14 protein-coding genes are annotated in these 16,659 nt (G+C 69.4%); 6 read left to right on the forward strand and 8 right to left on the reverse strand.

What is annotated here, in order from left to right:
- The first annotated feature begins 7 nt into the window (after positions 1-7).
- Positions 8-538: an N-acetyltransferase family protein gene (locus tag ACJ7VY_RS09440; protein ID WP_313231047.1), complete on the forward strand. Its 531-nt coding sequence runs from the start codon at positions 8-10 to the stop codon at positions 536-538.
- Positions 531-1,760 carry a TraB/GumN family protein gene (locus ACJ7VY_RS09445; RefSeq protein ID WP_409475482.1) on the forward strand — a complete coding sequence of 410 codons (1,230 nt, stop codon included), beginning with the start codon at positions 531-533 and terminating at the stop codon, positions 1,758-1,760. The genes ACJ7VY_RS09440 and ACJ7VY_RS09445 overlap by 8 nt, the downstream gene beginning before the upstream one ends.
- Before the next feature lie 22 nt (positions 1,761-1,782).
- Here the strand turns inward: ACJ7VY_RS09445 and ACJ7VY_RS09450 are convergent, their stop codons facing one another.
- The 5 genes from ACJ7VY_RS09450 to ACJ7VY_RS09470 are packed head-to-tail and all read right to left on the reverse strand — an operon-like array spanning position 1,783 to position 10,681.
- A complete protein-coding gene (locus ACJ7VY_RS09450) occupies positions 1,783-2,193 on the reverse strand; it encodes a DUF6326 family protein (protein WP_313231049.1) in 411 nt (136 codons plus the stop codon).
- Positions 2,194-2,204: 11 nt separating this feature from the next.
- Positions 2,205-2,918, reverse strand: a complete 714-nt coding sequence (locus ACJ7VY_RS09455; RefSeq protein WP_313231050.1) for a DUF4386 family protein — start codon at positions 2,916-2,918, stop codon at positions 2,205-2,207.
- A gap of 52 nt (positions 2,919-2,970) precedes the next feature.
- Positions 2,971-6,048 (reverse strand): efflux RND transporter permease subunit, encoded by a 3,078-nt coding sequence (locus tag ACJ7VY_RS09460; RefSeq protein WP_313231051.1) that lies wholly within the window; start codon positions 6,046-6,048, stop codon positions 2,971-2,973.
- A gap of 5 nt (positions 6,049-6,053) precedes the next feature.
- Entirely contained in the window at positions 6,054-9,545 is a 3,492-nt protein-coding gene (locus tag ACJ7VY_RS09465) for an efflux RND transporter permease subunit (RefSeq protein ID WP_240211999.1), read from the reverse strand.
- Positions 9,542-10,681, reverse strand: a complete 1,140-nt coding sequence (locus tag ACJ7VY_RS09470; RefSeq protein WP_104938984.1) for an efflux RND transporter periplasmic adaptor subunit — start codon at positions 10,679-10,681, stop codon at positions 9,542-9,544. The genes ACJ7VY_RS09465 and ACJ7VY_RS09470 overlap by 4 nt, the downstream gene beginning before the upstream one ends.
- 205 nt (positions 10,682-10,886) lie before the next feature.
- Here ACJ7VY_RS09470 and ACJ7VY_RS09475 point away from each other — a divergent pair, with 205 nt between their 5' ends.
- Together ACJ7VY_RS09475 and ACJ7VY_RS09480 are read left to right on the forward strand one after the other, a co-directional pair.
- Positions 10,887-11,279 (forward strand): c-type cytochrome, encoded by a 393-nt coding sequence (locus ACJ7VY_RS09475; RefSeq protein ID WP_409475483.1) that lies wholly within the window; start codon positions 10,887-10,889, stop codon positions 11,277-11,279.
- Between the two features lie 9 nt (positions 11,280-11,288).
- Positions 11,289-11,750: a cytochrome c gene (locus tag ACJ7VY_RS09480; RefSeq protein WP_312347346.1), complete on the forward strand. Its 462-nt coding sequence runs from the start codon at positions 11,289-11,291 to the stop codon at positions 11,748-11,750.
- 341 nt (positions 11,751-12,091) lie between these two features.
- Here the strand turns inward: ACJ7VY_RS09480 and ACJ7VY_RS09485 are convergent, their stop codons facing one another.
- Positions 12,092-13,843 carry a hypothetical protein gene (locus tag ACJ7VY_RS09485; protein ID WP_409475484.1) on the reverse strand — a complete coding sequence of 584 codons (1,752 nt, stop codon included), beginning with the start codon at positions 13,841-13,843 and terminating at the stop codon, positions 12,092-12,094.
- Positions 13,844-13,861: 18 nt separating this feature from the next.
- Entirely contained in the window at positions 13,862-14,461 is a 600-nt protein-coding gene (locus tag ACJ7VY_RS09490) for an NfuA family Fe-S biogenesis protein (protein ID WP_409475485.1), read from the reverse strand.
- Positions 14,462-14,549: 88 nt separating this feature from the next.
- Here ACJ7VY_RS09490 and ACJ7VY_RS09495 point away from each other — a divergent pair, with 88 nt between their 5' ends.
- Together ACJ7VY_RS09495 and ACJ7VY_RS09500 are read left to right on the forward strand one after the other, a co-directional pair.
- Complete coding sequence (locus ACJ7VY_RS09495; protein ID WP_054668699.1) at positions 14,550-14,894, forward strand: 4a-hydroxytetrahydrobiopterin dehydratase; 345 nt, start codon at positions 14,550-14,552, stop codon at positions 14,892-14,894.
- A 1-nt stretch (position 14,895) separates the two neighbouring features.
- Positions 14,896-15,309 carry an energy transducer TonB gene (locus ACJ7VY_RS09500; protein ID WP_313231059.1) on the forward strand — a complete coding sequence of 138 codons (414 nt, stop codon included), beginning with the start codon at positions 14,896-14,898 and terminating at the stop codon, positions 15,307-15,309.
- A gap of 100 nt (positions 15,310-15,409) precedes the next feature.
- On the opposite strand, the gene ACJ7VY_RS09505 is transcribed toward ACJ7VY_RS09500, so the two are convergent.
- Positions 15,410-16,399 carry an RluA family pseudouridine synthase gene (locus tag ACJ7VY_RS09505; RefSeq protein ID WP_409475486.1) on the reverse strand — a complete coding sequence of 330 codons (990 nt, stop codon included), beginning with the start codon at positions 16,397-16,399 and terminating at the stop codon, positions 15,410-15,412.
- Between the last annotated feature and the right edge of the window lie 260 nt (positions 16,400-16,659).

Consider the following 16,659-nt stretch of genomic DNA (forward strand, 5'->3'; position numbering starts at 1 on the left):
CCTGCGCATGGCCGTGCACATCCGTGATGCCGGCGCGGCCGACATCGCCGCCATCACCGCGATCTACGCAATCGAGGTGACCGACTTCGTCAACACCTACGAATACGAGGTGCCGGACGAAGCCGAGATGCTGCGGCGCATGCAGGACATCCTCGCCCGTGGCTTTCCCTACCTGGTCGCCGAGATCGACGGCCAGGTCGCCGGCTATGCCTACGCCAACACCTATCGCAGCCGCATCGCCTACCAGTGGACGGTGGAGAATTCGGTCTACGTCGATGCCCGCTTCCAGGGCCGCGGCGTGGGCAGCACGCTGCTGCAGGCGTTGATCGACGCCTGCACCGCGCGTGGCTACCGGCAGATGGTCGCGGTGATCGGCGAGCCCGCCAATAGCGCCTCCATCAGGCTGCACGAGCGTTTCGGGTTCCAGCTCGTGGGCGTGTTCCGCGGCCTGGGCCGCAAGCACGGCCGCTGGCTGGACACGGTGCAGATGCAACGCGCGCTCGGCGATGGCGCCGGCAGCGCCCCCTCCAATGAATGACGCAATGACCGACACCCACTCCGAAAACGGCAGCGAACTGCTCGCCGGCCAGCCGCTGCGCATCGTCGAACGCGATGGCGTGCGCTACACCCTGCTGGGCACCGCCCATGTATCCGCCACCAGCGTGCAGGCGGTGGAACAGGCCATCGGCAGCGGCCAGTACGACGCCGTCGCGGTCGAGCTCGATCCGCAGCGGCTGCAGGCCCTGACCAACCCGGACGCGCTGGCGCAGCTGGACCTGATCGAGGTGATCCGCAAGAACCGGGTCGCGCTGTTCGCCGCCAACCTGGCCCTGGCCGCCTACCAGCGCCGGCTCGCCGAACAGCTGGGCATCGAACCGGGCGCAGAGCTCAAGCGCGCGGTGACGCTGGCGCAGGAACGTGGCCTGCCGGTGCACCTGATCGACCGCGATGTCGGCCTGACCTTCCGCCGCGCCTCGCAGCGCCTGGGCTTCATCGGCAAGCTCAAGCTCGTCGCCGGGCTCGGCGCCGGCCTGTTCTCGTCCGAGGACGTGGGCGAGGACGAGATCGAGAAGCTGAAGCAGGGCGACATGCTCGAATCGAGCTTCGGCGAATTCGCCAGCGAAAGCCCGGCGCTGTACGAGAGCATCATCGGCGAGCGCGACCGCTACATGGCCACGCGCCTGCGCGAAGAGCGCAGCGACAGCCAGCGCAACGTACTGGCGGTGGTCGGCGCCGGCCACCTCGCCGGGCTCGCGCGCTACCTAGAAACCGACACCGAAGCGCCCGGCCCACTGCGCCAGGCGCTGGAGGCGGTGCCGAAGAAGCGCAACATCCCGTGGATCACGCTGACCATCCTGGCCGTGGTCCTGGCCGGCATCGGCGTCGGCTTCTGGAAGGGCGGCATGGGCATGGGCGCGGACATGCTCGCGACCTGGGCGCTCTACACCGGCGGCCTGGCCGGCCTTGGCGCGCTGCTGGCCGGCAGCCACCCGTTGAGCATCCTGACCGCGGTGCTGGTGGCGCCGTTCAAGCCGTTCCGCCTGAGCATCCCCACCGGCGCGTTCGCGGCGCTGGTGGAAACGCGCCTGCGGCGGCCGGCCTACGCCGATTTCCTGCGCCTGCGCGACGACGCGCAATCGCTCAAGGGCTGGTACCGCAACCGTGTCACCCGCATCGTGCTGACCTTCATGCTCACCAACCTCGGCAGCATGCTCGGCCTGTGGCTGACCGGTTTCACCGTGTACGGCAAGCTGGTGTGATGCGCCGGCGCTGGCGCGGCCCTCAGGCCCGCGGCCAGCGCCAGGACAGGCCCACGATCAACAGGCACAGCACGATCTCGATACTGCTGTAGGCCAGGTAGAACCACCATGCCCCCGGCATGGTGAGCGCGACGAAGGCGGCGTAGAACAGGGCCAGGCCGATGCCCAGCCAACGCACCACGCGCGCCGGCAGCGCCAGCGACAGGAACACCATGAGCCCGGGCACCGCCAGCAGCAGCGCGACGAACAGCAGCGAGCCCTGGCTGCTCGGCCCCATCGGACCGCCGCCGTCGAGCATGTACTTCAGCTTGCCGGGCCGGTAGAGGCCGAAGTAATCACCGTAGAGGTAGCAGAAGGTCAGGCTGGCCCACAGCGCCGAGAGCTTGATGCGCGGCGACAGCGGCGGGTCGGACAGCGGGGAACGGCTTTGCATGGGACGTCTCCTCAATGGACAGCGGATGGCACGGCATCGCGGCCCCGCGTGCGCAGGCCGAACAGCAGCAGCCACAGGCAGGTACCGATCTCGCCGACGGAGGCCGGCAGGGTCAGGTGGGCGGAAATCCACCAGTCCGCGTAGCCCGGCACCAGCAGTTCCGCCAGCACATCCAGCACATAGCCCAGCCCGCCCAGCACCAGCAGCACGCCGAGCAGGCGCGGCAGGCGGCGCGAGCGCAGCACCAGCCAGCCCAGCGGCAGCAGCCACAGGCCCCAGAACACGCGCACCAGCTGCATGCCGCCGCGGTACGCCTTCAACGCCGCGTGCGCGAGCTGCTGGCGTTGTTCCAGCGACAGCAGCTGCGCGCTGTCGGCATCGGTCAGCAGCGCCAGCGCCTGCAGCCGGTGCGACAACGCCGCCAGCGCCAGTGGCACGCCCATCGCCACGAACGCCAGCATCAGCGTCGCCGCGCCTCGGCTGACATCCTGGAAGGCGCGGTACAGCACCAGTGCCAGCAGCAGGTAGGCCACCTGTTCGACGACGAACGCCGCCACGCCCTGTTTGAACAACGCCTGCCTGGCGACCACGTTGTCCAGCAGTGCGCCGGCGTCTGCGCCGGCCAGCTGCGCCGGTACATAAGCCAGGCAGAAAATGCCGGTGACGACGACGATCAGGTACAGGACACCGGCAAGCCGGCCGCCCGGGTGAAGTACGTGTGGCATCTGTGGTTCCCCTGGAAAGGGCCCCCGCCGGCATGGCGGGAGCACGATGGCGTTACTCCTGCACCGGCGCCGGCCCCACCTCCGGCAGTGGCGACAGCCCGCGCGCACGCCGCACCAGGCGCGCCGTGCCGGTGCGCAGGTCGTCGAGAATCGCGTAGATGGTCGGCAGGAACAGCAGGCTGACCACGGTCGAGAACGCCAGCCCGCCGGCGATGGCGCGTGCCATCGGGTAGTACGGCGGCATGCCGTCGGCGGTCTTGGTGTTCAGCGCGATCGGGATCATCGCCAGGATCGCCGTGCCCATGGTCATCATGATCGGGCGCAGGCGTTCGCGGCTGCCTTCCACCAGCGCATCGGTGCGCGCCATGCCGCGCCGGCGCAGGTTGTTGATGTGCTCGATCATCACGATGCCGTTGTTCACCACCACGCCCATCAGCACCAGGATGCCGATCACCGCCATGATGTTCATCTCGGTGCCAGTGAGCCAGAACAGCCAGTACACGCCGAAGATGGAGAACAGCACGCAGGACATGATCGCCGCCGGGAACAGCAGGGATTCGAACACCGCGGCCATGATCACCACCATCAGGATCAGCGCGATGAAGATGCTGTTCACCATCTGCTGCATGCCATCGAAGTTGATGTTGAAGCCGGCGCCGGCGAAGGTGTAGCCGTAGCCGGGCGGGAACTGCACGCCGTCCAGCGTGGTCTCGACCGCCTTGCGCGCCTGGTCCATCGGCACGTCCTTGGCCAGCCCCGCCTCGACCCGCAGCATGGTCTGCCGGTTCAGCCGCTGGATCGAACTGGCCGCCGGGGTGACGTTCACGTCCACCATCGCCAGCAGCGGCACCTCCTTGCCGCCGGCAGTGCGCACCATGAACGAGGACAAGTCCTCGATGCCATAGTTCTCCGAGCCGGCGAAGCGCACGTTGACCGGGATCTCGACGTCGTCGCGGTGGAAGTCGCGCAGCGAGGAGCCACGCAGCGCCATGCCGACGAACTGCGCCACCTGCTGTGCGCTGAAGCCATAGGCGGCGGCACGCTCGCGGTCCACCCGCACCGCCAGTTCGGTGTTGGCGTCGCCGGTGTCCACGCGCACGTCGCGCAGCTTCGGGTCGCGGGCCAGTATCGGCACGATGTCGTCGGCCAGCTCCTTCAGGGTCTGGGTCGAATCCCCCACCAGGCTGAAGCGGATGCCCTGGCCGTCGCTGCCCATGCCACCCGGCCAGCCGATGCCGATCTTGGCGCGCGCCGACTGCGGCAGCCCCTTGCGCACCTCCTCCTTGATCTTCTCGCTCAGCGCCGGGTCCTCGGTATCCAGGAACAGGCGGGTCTGCGCCCAGCCCTGTTCGCTGTAGCGGCTGAACACGCGGTCGATGTGGAACTGCTTGCGGTTCGCATTGACGAACGCCTCCACCCGCGCCACTTCGCGGCCCATCTCCTCCTTGGAGTAGGCGCCACGCCACTGGTAGAAGATGTTGATCTCGCTCGGATTGTCGTCGTCGCCGCCACCACTGGTATGCGTCATCGGATACACGCTGGCCAGGGAAATGGCGAGGATGCCGCCCACCGCCCAGCCGCGGTGCTGCAGCGTCCAGCGCAGCGCGCGCGCATAACGTTCCTGCATCCGGTTGATCAGCGGCGACTTCAGCGCCGGCGGGGTCTTCATCCGCGCCGACAGCATCGGGATCAGGCTCACCGCCACCAGCCACGAGGCCAGCAGCGAGACCGAGATCGTCACCGCCAGCTGCGACAGGTAGATGGTGATGATGTTCTTCTCGCCGAACATCATCGGCAGGAACACCACGCAGTGGCACAGGGTGCCGGCGGACAGCGCGATGGCCACGTGGCGGGTACCGATGATGGAGGCCAGCGAAGGCTGGTCGGGGTACTTCTCGCGCTCCTGGTAGATGCTCTCCACCACCACCACCGCGTTGTCCACCAGCATGCCCACCGCCAGCAGCAGGCCCATCATCGAAATGATGTTCAGGGTGATGCCGGCGAAGTACATGAACCCCAGGGTCATGATGAAGCAGATCGGGATGGCCAGCGACACCATCAGCGTCGACGGCCAATGGCGCAGGAAGGCGTACAGCACGATCACCGACAGCAGCAGGCCGATCGCGCCGGCCTCGGCCAGCGCCAGCAGCGAACTGGTCACCGCCTGTCCCTGGTCGTCGGTGACCTCGATGCCGACACCACGCATCGCCGGGTCTTCCTGCAGCCGCTCGATCTCGGCGCGCACCGCGCGCGACAGGTCCACCAGGTTGGCCGAGCGCTCCTTGTATACGTCGACGCCGACACTGGGCCTGCCCTCCATCTGCCGCACGTAGTTCATGCGCTGCGGCTGCAGGCTGACGTCGGCGATGTCCGACAACCGGGTACCACGCTTGTCGACCGGCAGGTTGCGCAGCGCCTGCAGTTCCAGCAGCTCGCCGCGCGGCTGCACGCGCAGGCGCCGGCCGGCCTCGGTGATCTGCCCGGCCGACACCGAGAAGTTGGCCGCCTGCAGCTTCTGCACCAGCTCGTTGAGCGCCACCCCGTGCGCGCTCAGCCGGTCCTTGTCCAGCGCCACCAGTACTTCCTGCTTGGCGACACCTTCGACCTCGACCCGCGCCACCCCGGGCAGGCGTTCCAGGCGCTGCTTGATGCTGCGTTCGATCAGATCCGCGCGCGCGGTCAGGTCCTCGTCGCTGGTCAGGCGCAGGCTCATCGCCTCGCGGTCGCTGGTACTCCAGCGCTGCACGTAGTAGCGGCGGAAATCGTCCGGCAACTGGTCGCGCACCGCGTCGATGCGCTCGCGCGCTTCGGACGCGGCCATGGCGATATCGCGGTTCCAGTCGCTGAACTCGACCTGGATCTGCCCGCCCTCGGCATTGGCGCGGGCGTTCATCGACTTGATGCCGGGCATCGTGGCGATGGCCTCCTCGACCGGCCGCAGCAGGTTGCGCTCCACTTCCTCCGGCGTCGACCCCGGGTACGGCAGCGACACGAAGAAGAAGGGAATGGTGGCTTCCGGCTCGGCTTCCAGCGGCAGCCGGAAGGCGGCGATCAGGCCGATCGCCACCATCGACACGAACAGCATGATGGTGGTGACGGGGCGGCGGATGGACAGCTCGGTGATGTTCATCCGTATCAGCCCTTCAGCCCGTCGCCGCCGGTGGCGCCATCGCCCAGCGCGTCATGCTCGTGCGCCAGCACCTGCTCGACCTGCTGCGCCTGCTGCCGCGCGCGGCGGCCACGCTCGGCATAGAACGCGTCGGCCTTGCGGTCCAGCAGGTCGTACACCACCGGGATCACCAGCAGCGTCAACAGGGTCGAGACCAGCAGGCCGCCGATCACGGTGATCGCCATCGGCGAGCGCACTTCCGCACCTTCGCCGAAGGCCAGCGCCAGCGGCAGGAAGCCGAACACCGCGCACAGCGTGGTCATCATGATCGGGCGCAGTCGCGAGCGCGCGCCCTCCACCAGCGCCTGGCGCTTGGGCACGCCTTCCTCGCGCAGCTGGTTGACCTTGTCGATCAGGATGATGGCGTTCTTCACCACCAGCCCGACCAGCAGGATCAGGCCGATGAACACCACCACCGAGACCGGCGAGCGCGACAGCAGCAGCGCCGCGACCGCGCCGACCAGCGCCAGCGGGATGGTGAACAGGATCACGAACGGGTGCAGCAGCGATTCGAACTGCGACGCCATCACCAGGTACACCAGGAACACCGCCAGGGCGAAGGCGAACAGCAGCGAACGGATCGATTCGCCCAGCTCCTGGCCCTGCCCGCCGATGTGCATGCCGACATCGGTGCCGAGCGGGTTGTCGGCCACCATCTTCTGCACTTCGGTGATCGCCGTGCCCAGGTCGATGCCGCGCAGGTTGGCCGAGACAATCGCCACCCGGCGCAGGTCGGCGCGGTGGATCTCGCTGGGGCCGGTGGTCGCCACCACCTCGGCCACGGACGACAGTTCCACCGGCTTGCCGCCGGTCGGGTGCACGATCAGGCGGCGGATGTCCTCGACCGAGGAACGCTCGGACTCCTGCACGCGCACCAGCACGTCGATCTTGCGGTCGCGGAAGCTGTAGCGGGTGGCGACGTTGCCGCGCACCTTGTTGACCACCGCATCGGCGATCTGGCGCGTGGTCAGGCCCAGCGCCGCGGCGCGGTCCTGGTCGAACACCACCTGGATTTCCGGGAAGCCCTGCTCGACCGTCGACTTCACGTCGGCGTAGTGCGGGTTCTGTCGCAGCATGCCGGCCAGGCGGTTGCCGGCCACCCGGATCGCGTCGAGCGTGTTGCCCTCGATCTCGATCTCCAGCGGCGGCGACAGCGCGAACAGTTCCGGGCGCGCGAAATCCACCTGCGCCGCCGGCCATGCCTTCATGGTCTGGCGCAGCTTCTCGGTCAGCTCCGGTTCGCGCGAGGTATCGCTCATCACCACCGACAGCTTGCCGATGTTCTCGCCGCTCTCGGTCGGGCTGGCGTCCAGCCGCGTGCCGGTGCCGGACACGCCGTACAGCAGGCGTATGCCGTCCTCGCCGGCATGCTTGCGCTGCACTTCGCGCACCAGTGCATCGGTCTGCGCCAGCGGCGTGCCGGGCGGCAGCTTGGCGGTCATCTCGAAGCGGTCCTGCGCCAGCTGCGGGATCAGGTCCACGCCCAGCATCGGCAATGCCGCCAGGGTCAGCGCGAACGCCAGCGCCGCGCCGCCGAGCACCGGCCACGGCCGTGCCAGCGCGGCGGGCAACAGCCGCAGGTAGGTGCGTTCGGCACGGCCGTACGGGGCCATGGCGATGTCGCTGGCCTTGCGCATGACCGGCCCGACCACCGCGGCGATGCCACGGAAGATGCGCACCACCAGCCACGCCGCGGCATAGAAGCCGTAGCGGAACATGGCGCCGATGCCGCGGCCGGCGAACGCGGCCGGCTTCTGCCAGCGGCGCTCCGGGCGCCACGGCTGGCGCGGATCCTCGGCCGGGAACTCCAGCGGCGGCCGGCCCTTGAGCGCGCTCAGCATCGGGATCAGGGTCATCGACACCACCAGCGACACCGCGATGGCGATCGACACGGTCAGCGCCTGGTCGCGGAACAGCTGCCCGGCGATGCCTTCGACGAACACCAGCGGCAGGAACACCGCGATGGTGGTCAGGGTCGAGGCGACCACCGCCATGAACACCTCGCGGGTGCCCTTGATCGCGGCCTCGAGGATGCCCATGCCGCGTTCGCGCGCCTTGGCGATGGATTCGAGCACCACGATCGAATCATCCACCACCAGGCCGGTGGCCAGCGCCAGGCCGCCCAGCGACATCACGTTCAGGCTCAGCCCGAGCTGGCCCATGAAGAAGAACGTGGCGATGATCGAGATCGGCAGCGACAGCGAAATGACGAACGTGCTCCAGCCATCGCGCAGGAACAGGAAGATGATCAGCACCGACAGCAGGCCGCCGATCACCGCGTCGATCTTGACGTCCTTGATCGCGTGGCGGATGAAGACCGACTGGTCCTCCACCGTGGTCATCTCGATGTCCTTGGGCATCTGCTTGCGGATCGCCTCGAGCTTCTTCTCCAGCGCATCGGCGGTGGAGACGGTGTTGGCGTCGCCTTCCTTGTAGATCGCCAGTTCGACCGCTTCGTGGCCGCCGGCGCGGATCACCGCCTCGCGCTCCTTGTAGCCCTGGCGCACGTCGGCCACGTCCTTCAGGCGTACCGGCGAGGTGCCGCCGCCACTGCCATCGCTGCGCAGCGCGGCGATCACGTTCGGATCGCGGCTGCCGAGGATCGCGGTCATCAGCTGGCGGTTCTCGCCGGCCGAGGAGGCACCCGAGCCGGCGGCGGTGTTGAGCAGCATCTCGCGCATCTGCTCGACCGTGGCGAACTGGTTGACGGTGCGCACCAGGTAACGCTGCGAGCCCTCTTCCAGGCGGCCGCCGGACAGGTTCACGTTCTCCTGCTGCAGGCGCTGGATCACGCTGTCCAGCGACAGCCCCAGCTGCGCCAGCTTGCGCTGGTCGATATCCACCTGGATCTCGTCTTCCAGGCCACCGCCGACCTTGACCGCGGCCACGCCGCTGACCGGCTCGAGCTTGCGCTTGAGGTCGTCGTCGGCATAGCGGCGCAGTTCCATCAGCCGGCGCACCGCGTCGGCCTCGCTGCCACCGTCCTGCCTGGAGGACAGCGCCAGGCGCATGATCGGCTGGGTCGACGGATTGAAGCGCAGCAGCACCGGCGGCTTGGCCTCCAGCGGCAGCTGCAGCGTCTCCATCTTGTCGCGCACGTCCAGCCCGGCCTGCTGCATGTCCGTGCCCCAGGCGAACTCCAGGACCACGTCGCTCTGCCCGGTGCGCGAGATCGACTTGAGCTTGCGCAGGCCCTTGACGATGCCCAGCGCTTCCTCGGCCGGTTGCGAGATCAGCGTCTCCACCTCGGCCGGCGCCGCGCCTTCATAGTCGGTGCGCACGGTGAGCGTGGGGTAGCTCAGGTCGGGCAGCAGTTCGACCTTCAGGCTCGACAGCGAGATCAGGCCGAACAGCACCAGGGTCAGCGTCATCATCGCGATGGTGACGCGACGGCGCGTGGCGAACTCGATCAGATCGAAGCCGCCACCGCCGGGAACCGACGGATCGCGCGCACTCATTGCTTGGCTGCCTGTGCGGCCGGTGCCTTGGCGGGCGCCGCGGCGGCGACCGCCTTCTCCTTGCCGATCACCTGCACCGCGCTGCCCTCGCGCAGCGCCGCCTTGCCGGCGATCACCACTTCCTCGCCCGGCTGCAGGCCTTCGCGCACCTCGATCCAACCGGCATCGTCATAGCCGAGCTTGAGCCGGGTACGGGTCGCCTTGCCGTCGCGCACCACGTACACGGCGGGCTCGCCACCGTCCTCGAGCAGCGCGGTACGCGGCACCACCAGCGCGTCGGCGCGCTGGTCGTAGTTGATGCTCAGGCGGCTGAACATGCCCGCCTGCAGGTCGCCCTCGCCCGAGAACGAGGCCACCACGCGGAACGTGCCGGTGCCGGTGTCCACCACCGGCGACACGCGGTCCACGACGCCGTCGAACGTGCGCCCCGGCAATGCGTCGGCGACCAGCGTCACCGCCTGCCCCGGCTTGAGCTTGGCGATCTCGCGCTCGGGCACGTTGAGCGTGGCCTCCAGCTTGCCGGCGTCGACGATGCGGATGATCGGCGAATTGATCTGCACGAAATTGCCTGGCTTGATGTCGCGCGAGGCAATCACCCCGGAGATCGGCGCCACCACCGTGGTGTAGGACAGCTCCAGCGCCGTCATCCGGTATTGCGCGCGCGCGTTCTCCAGGTCGAAGCGCAGCTGGTCCACGTCGGCGGCGCTAACCAGCTGCTGCTGGACCAGCTTCTGCGCACGCTGGTAGCTGTTTTCCAGTTTGCGCATCTGCGCTTCGCTCTGCGCCACGGCCAGCCGCGCGCGGTCCGGGTCCAGCCGTACCAGCGGCTGCCCGGCGCTGACCTGCTGGCCTTCCTCGACCATCACCGCCAGCGCCACGCCCGAGGTCTTGGCGACCACCTGCGACTCGGCGCGCGGCTCAAGCGAGGCGGTACCGGTGTAGCTGGCGGCGATGGCGCGGCGTGCCGCCTTGGCCACTTCGACCGGGACCGCGTCGCTTGCCTTCTGCTCTTCCTTGGGCTTGTCCTTGGCATCCTCGCCACCGGCCTTGCAGCCCCCGAGCAACAACACCGAAGTGACGAGGAGAGCGGCGGCGCAGCGTCCGGTGCGGCCGTAAGGGGTAAGGATTGGCGACATCATGGGGTCCTTGGAGATGCAGTGGCTGGTGTTGTAGCAAAGTATTGCACCACCCCACGACGACACCATGCCCCAAAGGTCATGCCCGCATGCCGCGTCGCAGCATTCATGAATGGTTCCGAACCGGTGAATACGCGGGCTATACTCGGGCCGTTCCGTGTCCCCACGGCGGAACGAACAGACCCGCATACCGGACAAGGAAACCATGCGCCCGCAGCCGTTTGCCGTATGTCTCGCCCTGGCTCTGGCCCTGCCCTTCGGGGCGGCCGCACAAGCCGACCCGCAGCAGTCTGAACCTTCCGCCCCCGCACCCGCCGCCACGCCCGCTCCCGCGGCGGTGCCGGCCACCGGCAATGCCGAGGCCGGGCGCACCCTGGCCTACACCTGCCAGGGGTGCCATGGCATCACCGGCTACAAGAACGCCTATCCGAGTTACCGCGTGCCGAAGATCGGCGGGCAGTCGGCGCAGTACCTGGGCCAGGCGTTGACCGAATACCGCGAAGGCAAGCGCAAGCATCCGACCATGCAGGCGCAATCGATGAGTTTCAGCACGCAGGAAATCGCTGATCTCGCCGCCTACCTGTCCACTCTCAAGTAAGCACCGCTCATGTCGAAAGCCAAGCACGCCTCGCGTCTCGCCATCGCCCTGTTCGCTGCCTGCGCGGTGGCCGCCTGCACCCAGTCGGAAGTGGAGTCCAGCGCAAAATCCGCTGCCGACCCCGGCCATGCCAGCGGTGAACATGGTTCCAGTTCGTCGGCCGGCCTGCCGCAGGGGCGCATCGCCGCCGGCGAGCAGCTGGCCAACAGCAAGGGCAAGGCCACCGGCCAGAGCTGCATCGACTGCCATGGTGCCGACGGCAACGCGCCGATCGATCCGGGCTATCCACGGCTCGGTGGCCAGTATGGCGATTACCTCGCCCATGCCCTGCAGGCGTATCGCAGCGGCGATCGCGAGCACATGCTGATGTCGCCGCAGGCGGCCGGCCTGAGCGACCAGGACATCGCCGACCTGGCGGCCTACTTCGGCTCGCGCCCCAGCCAGCTGCGGGACCTGCACGGCCTCAAGTAACGGCACCGCGCCGGCACCTGCGCGTGCCGGCCCCGCGCGCCGGACCTGGCCGGGCCGGGCGTGAGCGCCGCGCGACAGCACGCACCCGGAAAACGCTTGGTCGCCGCGCGGGTCGCGCGGCCGGCAGCCACGGCCGGATTCCCCGGTATCCGCGCGTAACCGGAGCGGCTCATCACCGATCCCGCCCGGACCAGTCCCGGGGGCGGCATCTGGAACCCTCGCGTCGCGCGTCTGCGGCATGCCGCTGTTCCCCCGCCTTGGCGCGCACCATGCGGCACCACAGGAGCCGCTAGCGCCCCGGCGGCGGGCGGCAGGGCGACGGCAACCACAGCTTCGCCCGCTCAACGGCTGCCGTTGTCGTCCTGCAGTTCCTGCTTGAACGGAATGTCCGGCGGCGGCCGCGCCGTGGCCGACTGCTCCTGCATGTTCGGGTTGCGCAGGCCACAGCCGCCGCCGAACTGCAGGACCGACACCACGCAGGAGATGCGGGTACCGGTACCGGGGATGGGGATTTCAATGCTCTTGATGCCCTTGCGCACCCACTCGGCCAGCAACGATTCGTTGGGTACCCAGTACTTGTCGAACGAAGTCGGCGCATGCTCGTAGGGCGGACGCTTGAGCCAGGTGCCGGCACGATCGAGCTGCTCCCTGCTCCAGTTGTCGGATTCGCCACCCGGCGCGCCGCGATCGGGCGACGCCGCATCCTTCCCGGCATCGCCCGCCAGGCGCACGCTGCCATCACGGTTGTACAGGCCACGCCCGGCGTCGGAGGCAGCCCGTCCCTCGCCCGCCGCCTGCCGCTGCGAGGCTCCCCAGTCGTCCGAGCGGACCGGTGCCGCCCAACCGCCGCTGCGATCCCGCGGCTGTGGACCGGCGCCGGCACTGGCGCCCGCCTGCGGCGCACTGTTGGCCGCGCGCCCGTCCGCAGCCGCAGCCGGCGATGGCCGTGATCCCTGCGCCGTGGCGCCAGTGGTGGTCGCGGTCGCCACACCGGCGCCGGCCGCCGGCGCCGGAGCGGCATCGGCCACGCCCGGCACCTGCCGCTCGCGCACCACCAGGTCCGCCGCCTTCACCTGCACGCCGCTTTCGCGTACCGGCACCGTGGACAGCGCCACCGGCTGCCGCGGCGCGGTCTCGATCTGCCGCTCGCGTACGGCCGGCGCGACACTCTCCACGCGCACCTGGGGTTCGCGTGGACGCACCTGCGCCATCGCCACCGGCTGCACCGGCGCGGTCTCTACCGGGCGCTCGCGCACCTGCACCTGCGGCATCGCCGGGGCGCGCATGGCGACATCGGGCAGCGGCAGCGCGCGCACGTTCGCCGGCCGCTCCACCACGCTCTCGACGGTACGCTCGCGCACCTGCGGCACCTGCACGCGCAGCGCCGGCTCGGCCAGCGTGGGCGCGGGCAGAACGAAATCGGTGGTGGGCCGCGCCACCTCGGTGACCTGCAGCGGCTGCTGCGCCACCGCGTCGGGTGCCGGCTGCGGGGTGTCCGCCGGTGCGGGATCGACACTGCCGTCCTGCACCGCCGGTGGCGGCTGCGACTGCGGCGGTGCCTGTGGCGACGAAGCGTCGGCCAGCGCGCCGGCCGCCGCTGCCTGCGCGTGATCCGCCGACGCGCCCGCATCCCGCGGTGCACCGCCACCTTCTTGTTCCGGGGTGCCCCGGCCCAGGTACTCGACCCGGACCCGCTCCCCCTCGTCCGCCCCCGGCTCGGGCACGGTGCTGCGTACCAGCGCCACCCACACCAGCAGTACCGCGAACAGCAGATGCAGGGCCACGCTGCACAGCGCGGAAAACCAGCGGATGCGGCGCTGGTCGTCTGCCGGCGGGTCATCCCCGGCCCAGCGCAACAACTGCAGCAAGGCACGCTGGAACGAAACCGGACGGCCGCTTCCGCGGGAATGCGGGCCACGCCAAGGCGGCGCTGCGGCAGCGGCATCGGCGCCAGCGAAGGCCAGCCCTTTTGCCTGGCCGCCCCCTCGCAGCCAGGCACTCCAGCTGTAGGGGAAGCCGGTGCGGCGGTCATGCAGGAGGCTGCCCTTGCGGCGGGCAGCCAGCAGGTCGATCAGGTCGGCAACCGTCGTCACCGGCACGTGGCGGGTCGCTCAGCCCGCGCTGCCGCGCGGAATGTAGGGCGCCTGGCCACTGGCGTGGTCGGTCGCGTCGCGCACCGCGGTAACGCCGGGGACACGGGCCATCAGGGTCTTCTCGATGCCCTGCTTCAGGGTCACGTCGGCCATGCCGCAGCCATGGCAGCCACCACCGAAACGCAGCAGCACCACGCCATCGGCGGACACTTCCTGCACCGCCACGCGCCCGCCGTGCGAGGCCAGCTGCGGGTTGACCTCGTTCTCGATGACCCAGTGCACGCGCTCGACCATCGACGCCGCCTCGCGGGGCGCTTCGCCCTTGATCCTGGGCGCCTTGATGGTCAGCTGCTGGGTGCCGGCCGCCTGGGTGACGTAGTCGATCTCGGCGCCATCCAGCCAGGCCACGCTGGTGGCCGCCACGTAGAGCGTGAAGCCGTCGCAGTCCACCGCCCACTCGTCACCCAGCAGATCGGCCGGCTCGGCGAACTCCAGGTGCGCATCGGCGCGCGGCGTCCCCGGTTCGACCGCACTCAGGCGCACGCCCATGCCGGGCACGGCCTCGCGTTCGATCAGCTTGCGGAAATGGCGCTGGGCAGTATCTGAAATCTGGATCATGCGGGGTATTCTAGCCGTGTCTTGGTGGCTGCTGATGGGACAGTGATTCCACGCGCGGCACCGTTCAGCCCCTTCGATGGAGATTCCCATGGCCGATCTGATTCCACTCGCGCAGGCGCACTGCATTCCACGCAGGGGCAGCGAGCACCGGCTCGGCGCGGCGCGGCTGGCCGAACTGCTGCCGCAGGTCCCGGGCTGGGAACTGGCCGAGGACGGCCACGCCCTGGTGCGCACGTTCAGCTTCGACAACTACCACGGCACCATGGCGTTCGTGAATGCCCTGGCCTGGGTCGCGCACCGCGAGGACCACCACCCCGACCTGGGGGTGCACTACGACCGCGCCATCGTCCGCTTCTCCACCCACGACGTGGGCGGCCTGAGCGAGAACGATTTCATCTGTGCCGCCAAGGCATCCGCACTTGTGGAGCAATGACATGAAAGCGCATCTCCTGCCGGGTTCCCTCGTCACCGCCCTCCTGCTCAGTGCCTGCAGCCCTTCCGGACCGGCCGCGCCGGTGGTCGCCCCCACCGAAGTGGCCGCGGTGCAGACACCGCCACCGGACTACCCGGTCGAACTGGCCTGCAGCGGGGTCGGCGGCCAGAGCGTGCTCAAGGTCGTGGTCGGGCCGCAGGGCACCCCGACCGAAGTCACGCTGCTCACCAGCAGCGGCAACAGCCAGCTCGACGATGCGGCGATCCAGCGCGTGCGCGAATGGAAGTTCAAGGCCGCCACCCGCAATGGCCAGGCGGTGCCGACCACCATCCAGGTGCCGGTGAGCTTCAACCCACCACAGCCGAAGCCGGACAGCTGCTTTGCGATCGAGGAACGGATGCGGCGCGGCGGCTGAGCCCCGCTCGCATCCCCGGGGCGGCCCCCTACCGGCCGCCGCCCGCGGGTCGGCGCAGGCATCGGGCCGGGCGCCATCCACCCGCTGCAACCGCGTGCGGTCAGCGCAACCGGTCCAGCGCCTCCACCAGCTCCGGCGCCAGCGGCGCATTGAGCACATAGGGCGTCCTGCCGGCATCGAGGGCGAACTCCAGCGAGGCTGCATGGAGGAACAGCCGCTTGAGGCCGATCTGCTCGCGCAGCCGCTTGTTGACCGCAGGATCGCCGTACTTGTCGTCCCCTGCCACCGGATGGCCGATGTGCTGGGCATGCACGCGGATCTGATGGGTGCGCCCGGTGTCGATCTTCACCTCGCAGTAGGAATGGCCACCGCGCCGCTCCAGCACCCTGAAGTGGCTCAGCGACGGCTTGCCCGCCGCATTCACCTGCACATGGCGCTCCCCGCCCTGGCGCAGGCCCACGTGCAGCGGCGCGTCCACACTCATCACCCCGTCGGGCATGCGTCCGACCAGCAGGGTCAGGTAGCGCTTGCGGATGCCACCCGGGCCGGCACCGTCATGGTCTTCGCGCAGCAGCGCCTGCAGCTCGGACAGCGCCGAGCGCTTCTTGGCCATGACCAGCAGCCCCGAGGTGTCGCGATCCAGCCGGTGGACCAGCTCCAGCCCCTGGTTCGGGCGCAGCGCGCGCATGGTCTCGATCGCGCCATGGCTGATGCCGCTGCCGCCATGGCTGGCCACGCCGGACGGCTTGTTGATCACCAGCAGCCGCGCATCCTCGAACACGATGGCCTGCTCCATGCGCTGCAGGAAGCCGGCCGGCGGCGGCGCCTTGTCTCCAACCTCGGCGAGATTGACCGGCGGCACCCGTACCTCCTCGCCGGCCTCCAGCTTGCGCTCGGCCTTGGCCCGGCCGCCATTGACCCGTACCTGGCCGCTGCGCACCAGCTTGTAGACCAGGCTGCGCGGCGCCCCCTTGAGCTGGCCCAGCAGGAAGTTGTCCAGGCGCTGCCCGGCCCGGTCTTCCGGAACCTTGATCATGCGCACGCTGGATTTGCCCGCGGAGGGTGCGCGGCGGTCTTCGTAGTCAGTCATCTGCCTGTTTATTCTGCTACACTCGGGGAGCGATATAAGGGTTTGATTTCGTTGGAAGTTGACCAGGGCCAGAAGCCCGGCTTCCGACGGATCCGGCACAGTGCGCGGCCACCGCCCCCGGGGCGGCCATGTTAGCGGCTCGTCGGCGCTCCCGGCCATCGCCGGATGCCAAAAGCATCCGTGCTGGACGAAACAACATGTCCCGTGCGACGCCCCGGCCACGGCCGGAGCGGCCGCCGGCCCCGAAACACCTGAAACCA

It is taken from the genome of Stenotrophomonas sp. Y-13 (assembly GCF_046267925.1).
Lineage (GTDB): Bacteria > Pseudomonadota > Gammaproteobacteria > Xanthomonadales > Xanthomonadaceae > Stenotrophomonas > Stenotrophomonas acidaminiphila_A.